This is a genomic window from Arthrobacter sp. 8AJ (genome assembly GCF_902506025.1).
Classification (GTDB): Bacteria; Actinomycetota; Actinomycetes; order Actinomycetales; family Micrococcaceae; genus Arthrobacter.
This window is the reverse complement of record NZ_LR733289.1, coordinates 1,880,791-1,901,360: the sequence shown is the minus strand read 5'-3', so window position 1 is coordinate 1,901,360 and position 20,570 is coordinate 1,880,791. Positions and strand designations below refer to the sequence as shown.

Annotated in this window: 19 protein-coding genes and 1 tRNA gene; 8 read left to right on the top strand and 12 right to left on the bottom strand. The window is 67.5% G+C overall.

Translation table 11 applies throughout. From position 1 onward, the window contains the following. Positions 1-4 precede the first annotated feature (4 nt). From BACI349Y_RS08830 to BACI349Y_RS08820, 3 genes are all read right to left on the bottom strand, one after another. Positions 5-964 (bottom strand): Fpg/Nei family DNA glycosylase, encoded by a 960-nt coding sequence (locus BACI349Y_RS08830; RefSeq protein WP_159631793.1) that lies wholly within the window; start codon positions 962-964, stop codon positions 5-7. Continuing rightward, the gene (locus tag BACI349Y_RS08825) at positions 964-1,458 is read right to left on the bottom strand and encodes a ribose-5-phosphate isomerase (RefSeq protein ID WP_159631792.1); all 495 of its coding nucleotides are present in this window, start codon (positions 1,456-1,458) and stop codon (positions 964-966) included. Before BACI349Y_RS08825 ends, BACI349Y_RS08830 begins: the two co-directional genes overlap by 1 nt. 70 nt (positions 1,459-1,528) lie before the next feature. Next, positions 1,529-2,563, bottom strand: coding sequence for a hypothetical protein (locus BACI349Y_RS08820; protein WP_159631791.1), 1,035 nt, complete (start codon positions 2,561-2,563; stop codon positions 1,529-1,531). A 171-nt stretch (positions 2,564-2,734) separates the two neighbouring features. Here BACI349Y_RS08820 and pepN point away from each other — a divergent pair, with 171 nt between their 5' ends. Beyond that, a complete protein-coding gene (pepN, locus tag BACI349Y_RS08815; RefSeq protein WP_159631790.1) occupies positions 2,735-5,296 on the top strand; it encodes an aminopeptidase N in 2,562 nt (853 codons plus the stop codon). Further along, positions 5,293-5,766, top strand: a complete 474-nt coding sequence (locus tag BACI349Y_RS08810) for an OsmC family protein (protein WP_159631789.1) — start codon at positions 5,293-5,295, stop codon at positions 5,764-5,766. The genes pepN and BACI349Y_RS08810 overlap by 4 nt, the downstream gene beginning before the upstream one ends. Here BACI349Y_RS08810 and BACI349Y_RS08805 read toward each other — a convergent pair. Then, positions 5,763-6,761: an NAD-dependent epimerase/dehydratase family protein gene (locus BACI349Y_RS08805; RefSeq protein WP_159631788.1), complete on the bottom strand. Its 999-nt coding sequence runs from the start codon at positions 6,759-6,761 to the stop codon at positions 5,763-5,765. The two genes, BACI349Y_RS08810 and BACI349Y_RS08805, sit on opposite strands and share 4 nt — an antisense overlap. 66 nt (positions 6,762-6,827) lie before the next feature. Here BACI349Y_RS08805 and BACI349Y_RS08800 point away from each other — a divergent pair, with 66 nt between their 5' ends. Both BACI349Y_RS08800 and BACI349Y_RS08795 read left to right on the top strand, forming a co-directional pair. Continuing rightward, positions 6,828-7,511 (top strand): mechanosensitive ion channel family protein, encoded by a 684-nt coding sequence (locus tag BACI349Y_RS08800; RefSeq protein WP_159631787.1) that lies wholly within the window; start codon positions 6,828-6,830, stop codon positions 7,509-7,511. A 1-nt stretch (position 7,512) separates the two neighbouring features. Next, positions 7,513-7,971, top strand: a complete 459-nt coding sequence (locus BACI349Y_RS08795) for a globin (RefSeq protein ID WP_159631786.1) — start codon at positions 7,513-7,515, stop codon at positions 7,969-7,971. Between the two features lie 33 nt (positions 7,972-8,004). Here BACI349Y_RS08795 and BACI349Y_RS08790 read toward each other — a convergent pair whose 3' ends face one another. Next, positions 8,005-8,664, bottom strand: coding sequence for a hypothetical protein (locus tag BACI349Y_RS08790; protein ID WP_159631785.1), 660 nt, complete (start codon positions 8,662-8,664; stop codon positions 8,005-8,007). Positions 8,665-8,728: 64 nt separating this feature from the next. On the opposite strand from BACI349Y_RS08790, the gene BACI349Y_RS08785 reads away from it, so the two are divergent. Next, positions 8,729-9,649, top strand: a complete 921-nt coding sequence (locus BACI349Y_RS08785; RefSeq protein WP_159631784.1) for an acyl-CoA thioesterase — start codon at positions 8,729-8,731, stop codon at positions 9,647-9,649. A 126-nt stretch (positions 9,650-9,775) separates the two neighbouring features. Here BACI349Y_RS08785 and ettA read toward each other — a convergent pair whose 3' ends face one another. From ettA to BACI349Y_RS08770, 3 genes are all read right to left on the bottom strand, one after another. Continuing rightward, positions 9,776-11,458, bottom strand: coding sequence for an energy-dependent translational throttle protein EttA (gene ettA, locus BACI349Y_RS08780; protein WP_159631783.1), 1,683 nt, complete (start codon positions 11,456-11,458; stop codon positions 9,776-9,778). Between the two features lie 61 nt (positions 11,459-11,519). Continuing rightward, a complete protein-coding gene (locus BACI349Y_RS08775; RefSeq protein ID WP_159631782.1) occupies positions 11,520-12,119 on the bottom strand; it encodes a DUF6993 domain-containing protein in 600 nt (199 codons plus the stop codon). Positions 12,120-12,305: 186 nt separating this feature from the next. Next, on the bottom strand, positions 12,306-12,857 hold the full coding sequence (locus BACI349Y_RS08770; RefSeq protein WP_159631781.1) for a single-stranded DNA-binding protein: 552 nt from the start codon (positions 12,855-12,857) through the stop codon (positions 12,306-12,308). Between the two features lie 208 nt (positions 12,858-13,065). Between BACI349Y_RS08770 and BACI349Y_RS08765 the strand changes: the two genes are divergently transcribed. Next, positions 13,066-13,138 (top strand) — tRNA-Arg (locus BACI349Y_RS08765). A 51-nt stretch (positions 13,139-13,189) separates the two neighbouring features. On the opposite strand, the gene BACI349Y_RS08760 is transcribed toward BACI349Y_RS08765, so the two are convergent. Next, positions 13,190-14,416: an ROK family protein gene (locus BACI349Y_RS08760; RefSeq protein WP_159631780.1), complete on the bottom strand. Its 1,227-nt coding sequence runs from the start codon at positions 14,414-14,416 to the stop codon at positions 13,190-13,192. A gap of 149 nt (positions 14,417-14,565) precedes the next feature. Here BACI349Y_RS08760 and xylA point away from each other — a divergent pair, with 149 nt between their 5' ends. Both xylA and xylB read left to right on the top strand, forming a co-directional pair. Further along, positions 14,566-15,753 carry a xylose isomerase gene (xylA, locus tag BACI349Y_RS08755; protein ID WP_159631779.1) on the top strand — a complete coding sequence of 396 codons (1,188 nt, stop codon included), beginning with the start codon at positions 14,566-14,568 and terminating at the stop codon, positions 15,751-15,753. A 3-nt stretch (positions 15,754-15,756) separates the two neighbouring features. Continuing rightward, entirely contained in the window at positions 15,757-17,175 is a 1,419-nt protein-coding gene (gene xylB, locus BACI349Y_RS08750) for a xylulokinase (protein ID WP_159631778.1), read from the top strand. Between the two features lie 132 nt (positions 17,176-17,307). Here the strand turns inward: xylB and BACI349Y_RS08745 are convergent, their stop codons facing one another. From BACI349Y_RS08745 to BACI349Y_RS08735, 3 genes are read right to left on the bottom strand one after another with little or no spacing between them, the layout of a single operon-like run. After that, the gene (locus tag BACI349Y_RS08745) at positions 17,308-18,147 is read right to left on the bottom strand and encodes a sugar phosphate isomerase/epimerase family protein (protein WP_159631777.1); all 840 of its coding nucleotides are present in this window, start codon (positions 18,145-18,147) and stop codon (positions 17,308-17,310) included. Further along, entirely contained in the window at positions 18,144-19,358 is a 1,215-nt protein-coding gene (locus BACI349Y_RS08740) for a dihydrodipicolinate synthase family protein (protein ID WP_159631776.1), read from the bottom strand. Before BACI349Y_RS08740 ends, BACI349Y_RS08745 begins: the two co-directional genes overlap by 4 nt. Then, complete coding sequence (locus tag BACI349Y_RS08735; protein ID WP_159631775.1) at positions 19,358-20,527, bottom strand: Gfo/Idh/MocA family protein; 1,170 nt, start codon at positions 20,525-20,527, stop codon at positions 19,358-19,360. The genes BACI349Y_RS08740 and BACI349Y_RS08735 overlap by 1 nt, the downstream gene beginning before the upstream one ends. Between the last annotated feature and the right edge of the window lie 43 nt (positions 20,528-20,570).

The window sequence follows — 20,570 nt, the reverse complement described above, 5'->3', positions numbered from 1 at the left end:
TCTTCTACGCCTGCGGCTGCTGGCAGTAAGGGCACCAGTAGAGGTTCCGGCCGGCAAGGTCGGCCATGAGCACGATGGTGCGGCACACCCTGCAGGGCAGCCCGTGCCTTTTATAGACAAAGTGGACGTCGTCGCGGTGCGGGAAATGTGCGCTCCTGGGCGGCACCGGTGCCCCTGCCGCGGCCGCCTTGGCGGCCGTGGTGCCATCGAGCGCCCAGTACTTGGGCGGGGTGGTGATGATGCGCCCATCGGCCACGCCGTCGTTCATGACGGCGACGATGTCGCGCCACAGCCTGCGGGCGTCGTTGTCCGGCAGCGCGGTGCCGGGCAGCAACGGATCGAGGCGGCGGCGGAACAGCACTTCGGCACGGTAGACGTTCCCGACGCCGGCAATCACCTTCTGGTCCATGAGCAGGGCCGCCAGCGGGGTCTTCCGGGTCCGGACATTGGCGGCGAACCGCCCGGCGTCCCCGCGAAGGTTCCGCAACGGATCCGGCCCCAGCCTCGCCAGGACGGCGTCGGCCTCTGCTGCGGCGATGGTCTCGCAGGTGGTGGCCCCGCGAAGGTCCGCCCAGCCGTGGCTGCCGGCGAGCCGGACCCGGACGGCCCCGACGGGCGCCGGCGGACCTGCATAGGGCGCGCCGCCGTCGTCGTCCCCGTCGGCGAACGCCTCCTGCTCCCCTACCCGCCGCGGCGCACCGATGCTTGACGCGCCGGCGAAGGTGCTGTCACCACCGAAGCTCCAGGCCCCGTACAGGCCAAGGTGGACGTGCAGCACCAGCGAGTTGTCGAAGTGGAGGAACAAGTGCTTGCCGTGAGCCTCGGCAGCGACCATGGTGTGGCCGTCCAGCAGCGCCGCTCCCCCGCTGAACCTGCCCTGGGGGCTGGACACAGCCAGTGCCTCGCCGAGGAATACGTCGCCGAACTGGCGGGCGAGCCTGCGGACGGAATGGCCCTCGGGCACTACTCGATGACCTCGCCGGTGGCCTCAAAAACAGCGATCTTTTCGATCCTGCGGATGTGGCGTTCATCGTTGCTGAAGGGCTCGGCGAGGAATGCCTCGACCAGCTCGGTGGCTTCCTCCACCGTGTGCTGGCGGCCGCCCAGGGCCACCACGTTGGCGTCATTGTGCTCGCGGGCAAGGGTGGCCGTGGAAAGGTTCCAGGCGAGGGCGGCGCGGATGCCCCTCACCTTGTTGGCGGCAATCTGTTCGCCGTTGCCGGAGCCGCCCAGCACGATGCCCAGGGCATGGACACCGGCCTCCCGGTCAGCCACCACGGCGAGTGCCGCGTTGATGCAGAACGAGGGGTAGTCGTCCTGGGCGTCGTAGACCTTGGGGCCATGGTCAACCACCTCGTATCCCTTCCCGGTCAGGTGGGACACCAGGTGGGCGCTGAGCTCCATGCCTGCATGGTCGGTGGCGATATGGACCCGCGGGTAGGCAGGGGTAGTGGTCACGTGCTAAGTCCGTTCGGTTGTGGGAGCTGGCGGCCACCGGGCGGGGGCCGGAACGACACGGATAAGGATACTAGGGCAGCCCGGGGTCGGGGCTCTGGCCTTCCGCGGGTGGCGGCGTTCCGCCCCCGCGGCGGGCCCTGGCGGCCACCCGCGTCAGGACTTCGGCAAGCCGCGCGGCCGAGGCCTGGCTGCCGCCGCTGACGGCAAGGCGCTGGCCGTCGGTCTTGCTGACGACGACGGCGGGGCCGCTGCTGACCAGCATGGCTGCGGTTCCGTGGTGGTGCCGGTAGCCCCACCCGCCGTAGTCCGCGGCCCTCACCTCTGCGGCACTGGCATCGGAAATGGCCCCGGCAGGCACGTCCATGACCGGCACTACCCCGGCCAGCAGGACCTTGAGTCCGCGCCGGTCCGCCTTGATGCGGGCGAACAGGAACGCTGTCCCCACCAGGGCCAGGACCACGAGCAGGATCCCCAGCCAGGGCACCACGACGGCGATGAGGGCCGCCGGGAACAGGGAGGCGATGGCGATCATGACGAAGACGGAACTGCGGGCGTGGACCCAGAGCCTGATGCTGTCCCGGGCAAGGTCGGGGTCAAGTTCCTTGGCGATGGCGACCTGAAGCGCCCTGTCGTCATCCGGCGACCATTGCCGGTCAGCTTTGTAGACCATGGCCATGGTCACCCCGAGCGATACCGCGGCGCCGCTGCCAAGGGCCAGCACCGTCATGTCCACATGCGACTGCCGGGCGTCGGCCAGCCCGGTCTGGCCGATCAGGCCCGCGGCAAGGGCGGAGGTGATGAACAGGCTGAGGAAGAGTCCGGCACCCATCATGATCCGCCGCATCATGACCGGCCGTCCAAGGGGCACGGCCTGGAGCAGGACCAGCCAGCCGGCAAGGACAATTCCGGCGGCGCCAACCCCCACGTAGGCGCCGAAGGGCGCGAAGTCGGCCCCGCCGCCGTCCGTCCAGCGGATGGCGACCGGCTCCGGAAGGTCCGGGCGCAGCAGCGACGCGCAGTAGGCAAAGGCGGCGGCCAGGACGACGGGGAACCCGACGGCGAAGCGCAGTGCCTTGGTGTCCACCGAATCCAGCAGCTTTCCCATGCATTTAACGCTACCCCTGTGGCTGCCGGCCAAGCGTCCCGCCCGGGCAGAGGCTGCTGTGAGCTGCGCAACTTGCCAAGGACCCCAGGGATGAAAGAATGCATGACAGTGCCGGAACCGGGACCACCGGCCGGCAGCCGAAACTTCTCTGGAGGCCCTCTTTTGCCAGGCATGAACCTGACGCGCGCCGAAGCCCGTGAGCGCGCCGAACTGATCACCGTCGAGTCCTACGATGTCAGCCTGGACCTGACCCGCGGCGGAGAGGTCTTCGGCAGCACCACCACCGTGAAATTCACGGCGTCGCCGGGGTCGGCCAGCTTCATCGATGCCGTCACCCGCACCGTGCACAGCGTGACCCTCAACGGCCGGTCCCTTGATCCGGCCACCGTGGCCGACGGCGTGCGGATCCAGCTGCCGGACCTGGCGGAGCACAACGAGCTGACGGTCGTGGCGGACATGCCCTACATGAACACCGGCGAAGGGCTGCACCGGTTCGTGGACCCGGTGGACAACGAGGTCTACCTGTACACCCAGTTCGAGGTTCCCGATTCCCGCAGGATGTTCACCGTCTTCGAGCAGCCGGACCTGAAGGCAACGTTCGCGTTCACCGTCACCGCGCCGTCCCACTGGGATGTCATTTCCAACTCCCCCACACCTGCTCCCGTGGAGTCCGGCGACGGCGCCCGGTCCGTGTGGACCTTCGCACCAACGCCCCGGTTGTCCTCCTACGTCACCGCCCTGATCGCGGGCCCGTACGAGTCTGTGCGCAGCGAGGTCACCAGCTCAGACGGGCGGGTCATCCCGCTGGGCGTCTTCGCGCGCAAATCCCTGATGCAGTACCTCGATGCGGACAACATCTTCGAGCTCACGCGGCAGGGCTTCGGGTTCTTCGAAGCACAGTTCGGCTGCCCCTACCCGTTTGAGAAGTACGACCAGCTGTTCGTTCCCGAGTTCAACGCCGGGGCCATGGAGAACGCCGGAGCGGTGACCATCCTGGAAGGCTACGTGTTCCGCAGCAAGGTCACTGGCGCCCAGATCGAGCGGCGCGCCATCACTGTGCTCCACGAACTGGCGCACATGTGGTTCGGGGACCTGGTGACCATGCGGTGGTGGAACGACCTGTGGCTCAACGAGTCCTTCGCCGAGTACATGTCCCACCTGGCGGCGGTGGAGGCCACGTCCTTCACCAGCGCCTGGACCACCTTCGCCTCCGTGGAAAAGTCCTGGGCGTACCGGCAGGACCAGCTGCCCACCACGCACCCGATCTTCGCGGAGATCAACGACCTGCAGGATGTTGAGGTCAACTTCGACGGCATTACCTACGCCAAGGGCGCCTCGGTGCTGCGGCAGCTGGTGGCCTGGGTTGGGCCGGAACAGTTCATGGCGGGTGTCCGTGAGTACTTCGCCAAGCACTCCTGGCACAACACGGAGCTGCAGGACCTGCTGGTGGAGCTGGAGAAGGCCAGCGGCCGCGACCTGGACCGCTGGGGCCGGCAGTGGCTGGAGACCGCGGGAGTGAACACGCTGGCTCCCGAGGTGGAGGTGGATTCCGACGGAAAGCTGCGGTCCTTTGCCATCCTGCAGTCCGCGGTTCCGGAGTGGCCCACCATCCGCCCGCACCGCCTTGCCGTGGGGTTCTACAACCTGGACGACGCCGGCAAGCTCACCCGGGTGCACCGCGAGGAACTGGACGTCGACGGCGAACGCACGGAGGTGCCGGCGCTGGCCGGCCTGGCCAGGCCGGACCTGATCCTCATCAACGACGACGACCTTGCCTACGCCAAGGTGCGGCTGGACCCGGCGTCCCTGGCCACCGCCACCGCGCACCTGAAGGACTTCGCTGCAAGCCTGCCGCGGACCCTCGTCTGGAACTCCGCGTGGGATGCTGCCCGTGACGGTGAGAGTCCGGCACGGAAGTACGTGGAATTGATCCTGGCCAACGTCGCTGCGGAGACGGATTCTTCCGTGATCCTGGTCCAGCTGCGGCAGCTGGCCACCACCCTGAACTTCTACGTGGCCGAGGAACACCGCGAAGCCACCACCGTTGCGGCCGTGGACCGGTTGTGGGATCTGGCTTCGAGTGTTCCCGGCGGCTCCGACGGCCAGCTGCAGTTCATCAAGTCCTTCGCGCTGCTGGCCCGCAGCGCGTCCCAGCTGGACCGGGTGTCCGGCCTCCTGGACGGGTCCGTGGTCCTGGAGGGCCTGAGCGTTGACCAGGACCTCCGCTGGGAGCTGGTGGCCTCGCTGGTTTCCGGCGGCCGGATGGGGCAGGACGGCATCGACGCCGAACTGGAGCGGGACAACACCTCCAGCGGCCAGAACGCGGCCGCCCTGGCCAAGGCTGCCATCCCCACCCCGGAGGCGAAGGCCGCGGCCTGGGAGTCCATTGTGGTCAAGGGAGAACTGTCCAACGCGCTGCAGGGATCGGCGGTGACCGGCTTCATGCGGGTGCTGGACCGTTCGCTGCTGGAGCCGTACTCGGAGCTGTACTTCGCGGCTGTGCCGGGCATCGTGGCAACCCGCACGCACGCACTCGCCCAGCAGATCGTCGTCGGCCTCTACCCGGCGCTGCTGACCACGCAGGCCACCATCGACCGGACGGACGCCTTCCTGGCGTCGCTGCCGGCGGAAAGCGCTGCGCTGCGGCGGATGATGCTGGAGAACCGCGACGGCGTGGCCCGCGCCCTGCGTGCCCGAGCCGCCGATGTCCTGCAGGAGGGCAGCCCGGCGTGAGCCTCAACGAACACCGGTACTCGCTGATCGTCCAGTGGACAGGCAACCGGGGCGGCGGCACGTCGTCCTACCGGAGCTACTCCCGGGACCATGACGTGCTGGTTCCGGGCCTGCCGGTCCTCAAGGGCTCGGCAGATCCCACCTTCCATGGAGACCGGGAACGGTACAACCCCGAGCAGCTTCTCCTGGCTGCGCTGGCCCAGTGCCACATGCTGTCCTACCTGCACGTGGCGGTGAAGCACGGCGTGGTGGTCACGGATTACCGGGATGAGGCCACCGGACTGATGCGGCTCAACCGGGACGGCAGCGGCCAGTTCGAGCGGGTCACCCTGCACCCGCACGTGACGGTGGCCGACGCCGCGCAGGCGGAACTGGCGGCCTCGCTGCACCATGAGGCCAACCAGGTCTGTTTCATTGCCCGGAGCGTGAACTTCCCGGTGGAGCACCAGCCGGTGACGGTGGCCGCCTAGGCTTCCCTGCCCTGGAGCAGCTTGACGAGCCGATGCTCCGTGGCGGGTTGCAGGCCGGCCTTCCGGGACCGGTCCAGCCCGCGGACGCGTTCATCTTCCAGGGTGTCGGCCAGGGTTTCCTGCCAGGGCCGCAGCACCATTCCCGCAGCCTTGGCTGCCTGGTTGCTGCGGGCCATGAAGCCCTCGTGATGGGGCGGGAGCCAGAGCGGAAGGGAATCGGGCCCTGACCAGTGGTTAACGCCCTGCGCCACCAGCCATTCTTCACCGGCGGTGACGGTGGCGGGCGTGCCGGCGGTGGAGAGTTCGCCGCAGGCGCTGGTGAGCTCTGCGAAGGCCACTTGGTCTCCGTTGGCGTTCAGCGGGCCGGTGGTTCCCTGTTCGGCTGCACGCAGGATCCAGGCCGCCAGGTCCCGGACGTCGATGACCTGGGTGGGCTGGTGCCCGATGTCCGGGACCAGCACCGGTCCCTGTTTGCGGTCAAAGCGGGCCGGCCAGTAGCCATAGCGGTCGGTGGGGTCGCCAGGGCCGCTGACCAGGCCGGCGCGGCAGATGTGGGCCCTGCCGCGTGTGGCGTCCAGGGTGGCCTGCTCGATGGCCACTTTGGACTCGCCGTAGTTCCCGGGGGTGGAGGAAGTTCCGGGGGCAAGAGCCGGCAGGAGCCCGGCGTCCTCTGCCGCTCCGGGGACGGAATGGTCCGCATAGGCTGAGCAACTGGAAACGAAGGTCCAGTGGCCGGCCTTCGGAGCGAGGGCGGCAAGGGCGTCCCGGGCAGGTGCAGGGTCCCGGGCAACCTCGATCACGGCGTCCCACGTGCCGGCTGCGCCGGAGTACGCTGCCGGGCCCGCCGATCGGTCCTCCCTGGCCCACTCGGCGCCGGGCGGCGGCTCGCCGGACACTCCCCGGGCCAGGCACGTGACGTGATGCCCCGCGGCCACCGCCTGCCTGGCGATTTCCCGGGAGAGGAAGGCTGTTCCGCCGAGGATGAGGATGCGCATTGCTCCACGCTACGGCGCTAGGGTTGAAAGAGAACAGCGCAATATCCCAAGGAGCTATTTCCACTAATGGTCAGCATGTTGTCCATCCTTCCCCCAGCCACCAGCCAGCCGAGTGGCGTGAGCCTCCCAGGCATCGTGATCAGCCTCGGCGTCGGCGTTGCCGTCTGGCTCGTGGCCACGTTCATCATTTCCCGCATCACCAAGCGGGTGGCGTCGGGGAGCAATTTCTTCAAGAAGCCCACGTTCAGGTGGGCTGCTCCGGCCTTTAGGGCCCTTGACCACGAACGCCGGGTCCAGCGTGCCGAAACCATCGGTTCACTGCTCAACAGCGTGGTGGGCGTGCTGGTGGTCATCATCACCGGCATGTACGTGCTGCAGAACCTGGACATCAACATCGCCCCGCTGCTGACCAGCGTGGGTATCCTCGGTGTGGCCATCGGCTTCGGCGCCCAGCAGCTGATCCGCGACTTCCTGGCCGGGATCTTCATTACCATTGAAGACCAGTACGGGATCGGTGATGTGATCGAAACCAGCGAAGTGGTGGGCGTTGTGGAGTCCATGGGACTGCGGATCACCCGCGTCCGCTCGGACGACGGCGCCATCTGGTACCTGCGCAACGGCGAGATCCTGCGCGTGGGCAACCGGTCGCAGGGACGGTACGTTCCACTGCATGAGTCCGACGACGGCACCACCGACCAGGGCTCGGCGCACGTTGAGACCAAGAAGACTGACCAGAAAGCCGGGGACTAGCATGTCGCTTCCCATTGAGCCGCGCCCCGGGCAGCGGCCCCAATTGATGCAGAATGATCCCTTCAGCAAGCCGGATTACACCGACAGCTTCTACGACGCCGTGGGCGGCCACGAGACCTTCGTGAAGCTCATTGACGTCTTTTACGACGGAGTGGCCACCGATCCCCTGCTGCGGCCGATGTATCCGGAAGAGGACCTGGCGCCCGCGAAGCGCCGCTTCCTGATGTTCCTTGAGCAGTACTGGGGCGGGCCCACAACGTATGGCGAGGAGCGCGGCCACCCGCGCCTGCGCATGCGCCACATGCCCTTCAAGGTCACGCTGGAGGCTAAGGACAGGTGGCTGTTCCACATGCGCACCGCCGTGGACGCCCTGGAGTTGCCGCCGCTTTACGAGGGAACGCTGTGGGACTACATGGAGCGGGCCGCGCTGTCCATGGTAAACAGCCCCTCCGGTTCCTGAGTCTCTTATCCGGCCGGCGCCCTGCGGTCTGGTTTAGAGCAGGCCGCTGCCGGTGCGCGCCAGGACGTGGCCGCGGGGGCCGGTAAGCCGGAACCAGCGGCCGGCCCGGTAGAGCTTCTGGTCGCCGTCGCCCAGGAACCCCAGCGCGAAGGCGGCGAAGGCAGCGCCGGCGGGCAGGCCGGCGTCGTCCAGTTCCCGCCCCCATACCGCGGCCCGTGCGTTGTTCACGATGAGTGCGCCCGGTTTGTCCGGCACAATGCCCGCCACCTCGGCGATGCCCGCCTCGGCTGCCGCCCGCAGGCGGGAATCGCTGACGGACCCCAACAGTTCCCATCCGCCCCGTGGGGCGCCTACCCCGGTCCAGGACTCGGTGACGGTGGTGGGCGGAACCGGCAATTCGACGTCGCCCTCCCCTGCCCGTGCCAGCCGGTCCAGGACGGATGACAATGCAACGGTGACATCCGTTCCGGACGGTTCCGCCAGTGCAATGGTGCGCAGCCCCAGGATCGTCGGGGTGGATTCGCCCAGGAGCCTGGGCCGCAGGACGCACACGTAGGCGGCCAGGACGGAGCCGGCGGCCTGCAGGCGGATGGCACCGTCATCAATGGCTTTGGCCCGGGTGGCGAAGGTCTTCAGGTCGGCGAGATCCCGCGGGTCTGCGAAACGGAAGGACGAGGTGAGAAGTTCAGACACATCTAGAACACTACCGGCTGCACTCCGGTTGAGTGGTTTGCGGGCCGCCGTCTAGAGTCGGACCATGACTGAAGCCGAAGCCGGACTGCTGGCGCCGCCCACTGGCGACCCCACCTCATCGCTGATCGAACTGCTGGACCTTGGTGAGCTTGAGGGCGCCCGCACGGATGAGGATATTTTCCTGGGCCCCTCCCAGCAGCAGCCGCACCACAGGGTATTCGGCGGGCAGGTGCTGGCGCAGTCGCTGGTGGCATCGATCCGGACAGTTGACCCCGAACGGTTCGTCCACTCCATGCACGGCTATTTCCTGCGGCCCGGCGACGCCAACAAACCCATCACCTTCGGGGTGCAGCGGCTGCGCGACGGCCGGTCTTTTTCGGCCAGGCGGGTCCACGCCTACCAGGACGGCGTGCCCATCCTGTCCATGATCGCCTCGTTCCAGGGAGAGGACGAAGGGGTCGAGCACTCGTCTGTTATGCCGGAAGGAATCCCGGACCCCGACTCTTTGCCCAGCACGGCGGACCTGCTGGGCAAGTTCGATCATCCGGTGGCACGGCACTGGGCGTATGAGCGGCCCTTCGACATCAGGCACGTCAACCCGGCGCTGTACGTTTCAGCGGCCGGCCCGCGGGAAGCCCGCAACGCTGTCTGGATGAAGACCTTCGGGCCGATGCCGGACGACTCCAACCTGCACCGGGCCGCCCTGGCCTATGCCAGCGACTACACGCTGCTTGAATCCATCCTTCGGCGGCACGGACTGAGTTGGATCACGCCTGGAATGAATGTTGCCAGCCTGGACCACGCGATGTGGTGGCACCGGCCCGCACGGGTTGATGAGTGGCTGCTCTACGTCCAGGAATCCCCCAGCGCCCACGGCGCGCGCGGCCTGGCAACCGGCAAGATCTTCAACCGCGAGGGCCAGCATGTCGCCACCGTTGCGCAGGAGGGGATGGTGCGCATTCCCACCGCCCCCGCGGGCGCCTGACGTCGAAGGCACCGCATCCGTGCAGGCACGCTGACCCTGCAGGCACGCAGAAGGCCGGCACCCCGAAAATTGTCGGGGTGCCGGCCTTCTTTTGTGCTGTCAGGCTTTTGGCCCGGTTCCGCGCTGTTAGTCGCGGGTCAGGCGCCGGTGGGTGACGCGGTGCGGCTTGGCAGCGTCCGGCCCCAGACGCTCCACCTTGTTCTCCTCGTAGGATTCGAAGTTACCCTCGAACCAGTACCACTTGGAGGGGTTCTCGTCGTCACCTTCGTAGGCCAGGATGTGCGTGGCCACCCGGTCAAGGAACCACCGGTCGTGCGAGACCACCACGGCGCAGCCGGGGAACTCCAGCAGCGCGTTTTCCAGGCTGCTGAGGGTTTCCACGTCGAGGTCGTTGGTGGGTTCGTCGAGGAGCAGCAGGTTCCCGCCCTGCTTGAGGGTCAGGGCCAGGTTCAGGCGGTTGCGCTCACCGCCGGAGAGCACGCCTGCCTTCTTCTGCTGGTCCGGACCCTTGAACCCGAAGGCTGCCACGTAGGCACGGGACGGCATCTCGACGTTGCCAACCTGGATGAAGTCGAGTCCGTCGGAGACGACCTCCCACAGGGTCTTGTTGGGGTCGATGCCGCCGCGGCTCTGGTCGGCGTAGGAGATCTTGACCGAGTCACCGATCTTCAGCTCGCCGCCGTCGAGCGGTTCCAGGCCCACGATGGTCTTGAAGAGCGTGGACTTGCCCACACCGTTGGGACCGATGACACCCACGATGCCGTTGCGCGGCAGGCTGAAGGAGAGCCCGTCGATCAGGACACGGTCGTCGAAGCCCTTCTGGAGGTTCTTGGCCTCCAGGACCAGGCCACCCAGGCGCGGTCCCGGCGGGATCTGGATTTCCTCGAAGTCGAGCTTGCGGGTGCGGTCCGCTTCTGCGGCCATTTCCTCGTACCGGGCCAGGCGGGCCTTTGATTTGGTCTGGCGGCCCTTGGCGTTGGAGCGGACCCACTCGAGTTCCTCGGCGAGGCGCTTGGCCTGCTTGGCATCCTTCTTGCCCTGGATCTCGAGGCGGGCGCGCTTCTTCTCCAGGTAGGTGGAGTAGTTGCCTTCGTACGGGTACAGGTGGCCGCGGTCCACTTCGGCAATCCATTCCGCCACGTGGTCCAGGAAGTAACGGTCGTGGGTGACGGCGAGCACGGCGCCGGGGTAGCTGGAAAGGTGCTGCTCGAGCCACAGGACACTTTCCGCGTCCAGGTGGTTGGTGGGCTCGTCGAGGAGCAGCAGGTCCGGCTTCTGCAGGAGGAGCTTGCACAGGGCTACGCGGCGGCGCTCACCACCGGAGAGGTTGGTGACGTCGGCATCGGCCGGCGGGCAGCGGAGGGCGTCCATGGCCTGCTCCAGCTGGGAGTCGAGGTCCCAGGCGTCGGCGGCGTCGATGGCTTCCTGCAGCTTGCCCATTTCTTCGAGGAGGGTGTCGTAGTCAGCATCGGGGCTGGCCATTTCCTCGGAGATCTCGTTGAAGCGCTGGATCTTGCCGTAGATCTCGCCCACGCCTTCCTGGACGTTGCCCAGGACGGTCTTTTCCTCGTTGAGGGGCGGTTCCTGAAGCAGGATGCCCACGCTGTAGCCGGGGCTGAGCCTGGCTTCACCGTTGGAGGGCGTGTCCAGCCCTGCCATGATCTTGAGGATGGTGGACTTACCGGCACCGTTCGGGCCCACAACACCAATCTTGGCGCCCGGGAAGAAGGACATGCTTACGTCATCAAGAATGAGTTTTTCGCCAACGGCCTTACGGGCCTTGGTCATTGTGTAGATAAATTCCGCCATGGTCTCAAATCTAGTGGGTTGGCGGGCAGATCTCACATTTACAGCCGGAAAGTCAGCAGGATCAGGAACCCACGAAGCACTTGCCGCTGGCCAGGACCGGAAGGACGGTGACGGTCACTGCACCCTCGCGCACCTGTCCAATGACGCAGTCCTTGCCCTGCAGCACGGCAGCCTCGATGGCGTCCGCCTCCAGGCCGGTGGGCGTCCGGCTCTGCGAGACCTGGAGCACTGCCGGCGCGATGCCGGCTCCCGTCAGGGCGTCGCTGACCTGGGCCGTGGCCGGCTTGGGTGTTCCTGCTGCCAGTTTGGCCAGGGTGTCGGTTAGGGTCCGCTTTACGGTTTCGGTGGCCGCGGCGGCCGAGGTGCTGGCACCGGCTGACGTGTTGGCCAACGTTTCCCCGCCTGCGGCGCTGCCTGGGGCCGCTGGATCGGCACCCTGGGCTGCAGCTTCCTGCGTGGCCGGCGCCGCCGCCGTTGACGTTGCCGTTGCCGTTGCCGTTGCCGTTGCCGGTGCCTTCGGCGATCCTTCACCGCTGCCCTCGACCCGCGGATTGTCCGCTGCGGGACTGGCGGCACACCCCGACACGAGAGCGGCCAGGACAGCACATGACAGCGCTGCACCGGCCCGGTTTATCTGCCGGCGGTAAGGGGTGGGATGCATGGTGTCATTGTGCCATGCGCCGGACGCCAGGCCGGTATGGCCGGCTGCAGGTGGCCACCCGCGCGCTGGTGCGGACGCATGGTTGCGGGGGTGGGATGGAGGCGGGCGGACGGTCGGCGGCCGGGGGTGCCACCGGTCCGTCCGCCCGGGACTGAACGGGGAACGTTGACAGCTGATGCGTGTTTCCTAGACTTCGGCGAGTTCCCCGGTTTCCAGGTCAAGGGCAGCGAGTCCGCCGTCGTTGTCCTCGATGACGACCGCTGCATGGCCAAGCTCCCCGGGATGGTCGTCCTCACGGTCCTCCGGTTCGTCAAGGGCCGGGTCCATGGCAGGGGCATCCTCCGGGGACTGCGGCTGCTCCACGAGGGAAAGCGCAGGCCTTGAAGCGGTCCGGATGAAGTTTGCCGAGCCGAAGGTAAGGTCATGCCCCACGGCCTCGGCATCGATGATGGTGGAGTGGTAGACCCGGCCTTCCTTTTCCCAGGTGCGGATCTTCAGCTTGCCCACGACGATGACCGGCTGGCCTTTCCGGATGCTGCAGCCCAGGGTCCCGGCGAGGTTGCGGTAGCCCTGCACGGTGAACCAGTTGGTGTGCCCGTCGCCCCACGTTTTGGATTCCCGGTCAAAACGGCGCGTGGTGGAACCGAGCCGGAAGGAGGCTGTTGCCACTCCTCCCGGCGTGGTGGAACTTGTGATCTCAGTGGCAACGAAGCCCCGGATGGTAATCGTTTCGCTCATGTCTACGTCCTGTCTGGATGGTGGCGCCTGTAGCAGGCATGACCAGCATCGCCCCGGATGCCCGCGGGCAGGAGGCACGGGTTCCCGTATGTGGACAACAGGGCCCACCACGCCACATGGGGAGGAACAGTGCAGGCCGGATGACGCCGCCGCCATGTCGGACAATGTAAACTTTTTGAGGCGCCCGGCCTGCAGGCCGGAAGCTGATGCCTCAGTAGCTCAGGGGATAGAGCAGCGGCCTTCTAATCCGCCGGTCGGGGGTTCGATTCCCTCCTGGGGCACCTTGGTGGCTGATGCCCCGGTCTTCGGACCGGGGCGTTGTGCACCCACCGCTAAGCCTGCAGCCGGTGCGGCGCGTCCACAAGGGACCGGATCACGCTGCCGGCAGCCCCCAGCAGGGCACCAAACTCCCCCACCGCGGACACCGTTACCTGCTCCGACGCATACTTTCCGGGCGCATATTTCTGCAGGCTGTCCAGCAACGGGCCACGCAGCCAGGGCTCAAGGACTGCGAAATGGCCGCCCAGTACCACCGAATCGATATCCACCACCCGGGCCGTTGAAGCAAGCGCAATGCCCAGGCAGCGGCCCGCACGTTCGACGGCGGATACCGCCTTGGGTGCCCCGCCCTCGAGTGCCTGCAGGAGCGCTGACATCGCGGCAGACCGTGAACTCCCGTCCGGGGCCAGGCCGGCAGCAATGAAGATGGCGTCCTGGCCGGCCACCGTCTCCAGGCAGCCGGTCCCGCCGCAGGAACAATGGCCGCCGTCCGGATCCACCACGATGTGTCCCACCTCGCCGGCATGGCCCCCGGGGCCGGTGAACAGCTCGGAACCGATGACAATCCCGCCGCCCACGCCCACCTCACCGGAGACGAAAAGGAAGTTCGATGCGCGGTCCGGCCGGTGCCGCAGTTCGGCCAGGGCTGCGGCATTGGCCTCGTTGAACAGTGCAACCCCCAGCGCTGTTTCTGGCAGCAGGGCGTCAAGGTCGAGGTCAACATTGACCCAGCCCAGGTTGGGAGCGGTCAGCACGCGCGCCCTGGCCGGGTCCACCAGTCCGGGTACCGCCAGCCCGCCGCCCACGACGTCGACGCCCTGTTCACCGGCAGCACCCCGCACCCTGGCCGCCAGGCCTGCGAGCGCAGCCAGCACCGGCTTGTCCGGGCTGTTCCGGTTATCGCGCTCCCGTACCTCGCGCAGCAGCACCTTCCCTGACAGGTCAACCACGGCGGCGGAAATGTAGTCGACGTTGACCTCCATTCCCATGACCGCACGGCTGGGGCTGAGCTCCAGCCCCACGCCCGGCCGGCCGCGGCCTTGGGGGTTAAGCCCGATTTCGCGGATGACCCCGGCGTCCAGGAGGTCCAGCACCAGGCTGGACACCGACGCCTTGGTCAATCCGGTGGCGCCGGCAACCTGGGCACGGCTGGGATGCGTGCCGGGCGGGAACTCGGCAATCGCGCCGAGGACCAGGGCAAGATTACTGCGCCTCACGTCCCCCACGTTCCCGGGGGCCGCGGATCCGGGTCCCGCCGCTGCAGGCGCCGGCATCACCATGACAAAGCTCCTTGGTTAGACGCTTCCGCCAAATTTTTCGACGGTGTCCACGCTGGACTATTGACCCCACCCTACGTCCGCTCATATAGTTCAGGCAATGAACTAAAGCCTCGCAATTCCGCGGCACAACCCGATCGCAAGGACGCATCATGACTCTCTCCCCCACGCCCGCTGACAAGTTCACCTTCGGCCTCTGGACGGTCGGCTGGACCGGTGCCGATCCGTTCGGAGTGGCCACCCGTGCCGCTTTGGATCCGGTGGAGGCAGTCCACCGCCTGGCTGAACTTGGCGCCTACGGCATCACGTTCCACGACAATGACCTTGTTCCCTTTGACGCCTCCGCGTCAGAGCGGGACCTGATCCTGAAAAACTTCCGGTCAGCCCTGGCCGAGACGGGACTGAAGGTCCCCATGGTGACCACCAACCTGTTCAGCCACCCGGTCTTCAAGGACGGCGGCTTCACCTCAAACGACCGTTCCATCCGCCGCTTTGCCCTCTCCAAGGTCCTGCGCAACATTGACCTCGCCGCAGAGCTCGGCGCTGAAACGTTCGTCATGTGGGGCGGCCGCGAAGGCAGCGAATACGACGGCTCCAAGGACCTGGCAGCCGCCCTGGACCGCATGAAGGAAGGCGTTGACACCGCGGCCGGCTACATCAAGGACAAGGGCTACAACCTGCGGATCGCCCTTGAACCCAAGCCGAACGAACCCCGCGGCGATATCTTCCTGCCCACTGTCGGCCATGGCCTGGCCTTCATTGCCCAGCTCGAACACGGGGACATCGTGGGCCTGAACCCCGAAACCGGCCACGAGCAGATGGCGGGACTGAACTTCACCCACGGCATTGCGCAGGCACTCTGGGCCGGCAAGCTCTTCCATATCGACCTCAACGGCCAGCGCGGCATCAAGTACGACCAGGACCTGGTGTTCGGCCACGGCGACCTCACCAGCGCCTTCTTCACGGTCGACCTGCTGGAGAACGGCTTCCCGGGCGGCGGCCCGAAGTACGACGGCCCGCGCCACTTCGACTACAAGCCCTCCCGCACCGACGGCTACGACGGCGTGTGGGAGTCCGCCAAGGCCAACATGGCCATGTACCTGCTGCTGAAGGAACGGGCGCTGGCGTTCCGCGCAGACCCGCAGGTCCAGGAAGCACTCAAGACCTCCGGCGTCTTCGAACTCGGCGAGCCCACCCTCGGTACTGGCGAAAGCACCGCAGACCTGCTGGCGGACGCCGCAGCCTTCGAGGACTTCGACGCCGACAAGGCTGCTGAGCGCTCCTTCGCATTCGTCCGGCTCAACCAGCTCGCCATCGAGCACCTCCTGGGCGCCCACTAGGCCATGGTGCTCGTCGCAGGCATCGACAGCTCCACCCAGTCGTGCAAGGTGGTGATCCGCGATGCCGATACCGGAGCATTGGTCCGCCAGGGCCGGGCCCCCCACCCTGACGGCACCGAGGTCCACCCGGACCATTGGTGGACCGCACTGCAGAAGGCGGTGGCAGACGCCGGCGGACTGGATGACGTCAGCGCCGTGTCTGTCGGAGGCCAGCAGCACGGCATGGTCTGCCTGGACAGCGACGGTGCGGTGATCCGGCCGGCGCTGCTGTGGAACGATACCCGCAGCGCCGGCGCCGCCCTGGAACTCATCGAATCCGCCGGCGGCGGCGATCCAGCCGCCGGCGCGCAGTACTGGGCACGCGCCACCGGTACGGTGCCGGTCGCATCCCTGACGCTGACCAAGCTGCGCTGGCTGGCGGACAATGAACCCGAAAACGCCGCCAGGGTGGCCGCCGTCTGCCTGCCGCATGACTGGCTCACCTGGCGGCTCGCAGGCCACGGGCCAGGCAGCGGTAAAGAAGGGCTGGCCGCCCTGGCCACGGACCGCTCGGACGCATCCGGTACGGGCTACTACTCGACGGCGGAAGGCAAGTACCTGCCGGACGTCCTGTCCGCGGCACTCGGCCACGTGCCGGTCCTCCCCCGGGTCCTCGGGCCCCTGGAAGCGGCGGGAAAGACGCCGGCGGGCACCCTCCTGGCCGCAGGCGCCGGGGACAACGCGGCGGCCGCGCTTGGTGCAGGGGCCCGGTTGGGCGATGTGGTGATGTCACTGGGCACGTCCGGGACCGTCTTCGCGGTCTCGGATTCACCGGCGGCTGACGCCTCGGGACTGGTGGCCGGATTCGCCGACGCCGCCGGGCATTTCCTGCCGCTGGTGTGCACCTTGAATGCCACCCGCATCTTCGATGCCACCGCCGCCCTGCTGGACGTGGACCTGGCCGAGTTCAACAGGCTGGCGTTGTCCGCCGGGCCCGGTGCCGGCGGCCTCACCCTGGTCCCCTACTTCGATGGGGAAAGGACCCCCAACCTGCCGGACGCCACCGGTTCCCTGCACGGCATCACGCGGGCCAACTACACCCCCGCCAACGTGGCGCGCGCCGCCGTTGAGGGTGTTGTCTGCTCACTGGCGGATGGCCTGGCGGCACTGCAGGACCAGGGCGTGACCGCCCGGCGGATCCTCCTCGTGGGTGGCGGGGCCCAGTCAGCAGCCGTGCAGGAAGTGGCCGCCAGCCTGCTGGGAACCGGCGTCACGGTGCCGCAGCCGGGCGAGTACGTGGCCGACGGCGCCGCGCGCCAGGCTGCGGCGGCACTCACGGGACGCTTCCCCGAGTGGGCGGCAGACGCCGTCGACCTTCCGCTGGGAAAGGACGACGCCGGCGTGCTGGCAACGTACCGCCGGTTCGCCTCGCTCTACGCATAGGGCTGCAGCAGGGCAGCGGGCAGGAAAAAGGACCCGGACCAGGGGTGGGAAACCCTCCCTGGGTCCGGGTCCTTTCATGTGGGGCGCAGGCTCCTGCCGTGACGCAGCAGGAGCCCGCGGTCTTGAATCAGGTCAGGCGTACGGCAGGACAAGCTCCGCGTACCGCTCCTTGACCGTGGCCAGGACGGTGTTGCCGTCCGTATCCCAGATCTCCTGATTGAAAATTTCCACTTCGATGTCGCCGGTGTACCCGGCGTCGCGCACCCAGGTGCCGATCGTGGCGAAGTCCACCACGCCGTCGCCCATGTACCCGCGGGAGAGCAGCGGATCGGCGGCGATGGGCATGTTGAAGTCGCACACCTGGTAGGAGGCGATGCGGTTCTCCCGGCCGGCGCGTTCGATCTGCGCCTTCAGTTCCGGGTCCCACCAGACGTGGAAAGTATCGACGGCGACGCCAACTGTCGATGCGTCGAAGGGCGCCGCAAGGTCCAGGGCCTGCCCCAGGGTGGAGATCAGTGCGCGGTCCGCGGCGTACATCGGGTGCAGCGGTTCCAACACCAGGCGGACGCCGTTTTCCTGTGCGAAAGGGACCAGGTCCGCGAGCCGGTCAGCCACACGCTGCCGGGCGCCCACGATGTCCTTCTCCCCTGACACGAGTCCGCCCACCACCAGGAACAGTTCGGTGGTGTCCAGCGCCACGGCTTCGAGGATCGCTGCACGGTTGTCGGCGAGCGCGTTTGCCTGGCCCTCGGCGTCGGCGGCTGTCAGGAATCCGCCGCGGCACAGGGAGGACACGCGCAGGCCCGCGTCCTTGATCAGGCGTGCTGCCTTGTCCAGGCCGGCTTCCGCCACCCGGTCGCGCCAGGGGCCGATGGCGGGGATGCCGGCGTTGACGCAGCCCTCGACCACCTGGGCAAGCGTCCACTTCTTGGTGGTGGCGCTGTTGATGGACAGGCGGGAGAAGCCGCTCATACTCCCACCCCGTTGATCCGCAGGTAATCGGACATGCGGAAGGCTGCCAGCGCCGGGTCCTTCAGCAAGCCGGCCTGGTCGGCCAGCTCAAAGGTCCGGGCAAGGTGGCAGACGGAACGGCCGGAGTGCAGGCCGCCGACCATCTGGAACCCGGGCTGCTTGCCGTTGAGCCAGGACATGAACGCGATGCCGGTCTTGTAGTAGAACGTCGGGGCGCTGAAAATGTGCTTGCCCAGTTCACGGGTGGAGTCCAAAATGTCCCGTGCCCTGGCCGGATTTCCGGCGTCATAGTTCTGCAGGGCCACGGAAGCGGCCGGGTAGATGGCCGCGAAGATGCCCAGCAGGGCGTCGGAGTGGTGGCTGCCGTCGCCGTCGATGAGCTCCGGGTAGTTGAAGTCGTCCCCGGTGTACAGGCGGACGCCCTCAGGCAGCGCCGCCCGAAGGGCCACCTCGTGGGATGCGTCCAGCAGCGAGACCTTGACGCCGTCCACCTTGGCCGCGTTGTCCCTGATCAGGCCCAGGAAGATTTCGGTGGCGGTGGCGACGTCGTCCGAGCCCCAGTAGCCCGCCAGGGCGGGATCGAACATGGTGCCCAGCCAGTGGAGGATGACCGGCTGGTCAACCTCCTGCAGGAGTGTGGAGTAGACGTTCAGGTAGTCTTCCGGCCCACGTGCTGCCTTGGCGAGTGCCCGGGAGGCCATGATGATGACCTTGGGGCCGGCCTCGCTGATCACGGCAATCTGCTCACGGTATGCCTCGAGGACGGCTTTCAGGCCGGCCTCACCCGTGGGCAGGGCGTCGAGGTCCAGCTGGTCGGTGCCGGCACCGCAGGACACGAGGTCACGGACCGATTTGCCGGCCGTGGCCGGGTTGTTGGCCGAGACCACCGAGGCTGCATCGACGCCGGTGCGCTTGATGAGCTGCTGCGTGGCGGCCCAGTCAAGGCCCATGCCGCGCTGGGCGGTGTCCATGGCGTCGGCCACGCCAAGACCATAGGACCAGAGCTCGTGGCGGTACGCCATGGTGGCGTCCCAGTCCAGGTGCGCCGGGGCTCCGGGAGTGTTGTCGGCGAGGACCTCGGGGATGACGTGGGCCGCGGCGTAGGCGCGCCGGGCGGTAAGCGGGGCGGTGGGGCGGGCCCACGGCGTGGCGCCCTGGAGGCGGTACTCCCTTGTGCCGCCGTCCTCGGAGGGAAGGATAAGGGAAGTCATCAGAGCGTGATCTCCGGGATGTCGATGGTGCGGCGCTCGTCATTGGACCGAAGGCCAAGTTCGGCGAGCTGGACACCGCGGGCGGCGGACAGCAGGCCGAAGCGGTGTTCCCTGCCGGCCACAACGTCGCGCAGGAACTCTTCCCACTGCAGCTTGAAGCCGTTGTCCAGTTCAGCGTTGGCGGGAACTTCCTGCCACTGGTCGCGGAAGGATTCGGTGACGGGCAGGTCCGGGTTCCACACGGGCTTGGGGGTGTGGGCCCGCTGCTGGGCGACGCACTTGTTCAGGCCGGCCACGGCGGAACCGTGCGTGCCGTCCACCTGGAACTCCACCAGTTCATCGCGGTAGACGCGCACTGCCCAGGAGGAGTTGATCTGGCCGACCACCTGGTCGCCGCCCGGGGTCTCGAGTTCGAAGATGCCGTAGGAGGCGTCATCGGCGGTGGCCTTGTACTCGTTGCCTGCCTCGTCCCAGCGGGCGGGGATGTGGGTGGCGGTCTTGGCGTTGACGCTCTTGACCTGGCCGATGATGCCCTCCAGGACGTAGTTCCAGTGGCAGAACATGTCCGTGGTCATTCCGCCGCCGTCTTCCTTGCGGTAGTTCCAGGACGGGCGCTGCGCGGCCTGGATGTCGCCTTCGAAGACCCAGTAGCCGAACTCGCCGCGGATGGAGAGGATGCGGCCGAAGAAGCCCTCGTCCACCAGGCGGCGGAGCTTGACCAGGCCCGGGAGGTAGAGCTTGTCGTGGACGACGCCGGCAGTAACGCCGGCCTCCTTGCCAATGCGGGCCAGTTCAATGGCTTCTTCGAGGGTCTCGGCCGTGGGCTTCTCGGTGAAGATGTGCTTGCCGGCCAGCATCGCCTTCTTCAGGGTTGCGGCGCGCAGGCTGGTCATGGAGGCGTCAAAGATGACGTCCACCGTGGGGTCGTTGATCACGGCGTCCAGGTCCGTGGTCCACTCGGACACCTTGTGCTTTTCCGCCAGTTCCCGGATCTTGGCCTCGTTGCGGCCCACCAGGATGGGTTCAACCTGGACCCTGGTGCCGTCCGGGAGGGTGAAGCCGCCGGCATCGCGGATGGGCAGGAGGGAGCGCAGCAGGTGCTGGCGGTAGCCCATCCGGCCGGTGATGCCGTTCATGGCGATGCGGATTGTCTTTGTTTCGAAGCCCATGTGTCCTCCACGGTGAGTGAGCAAGGTAGTCAAGCTAATTGGG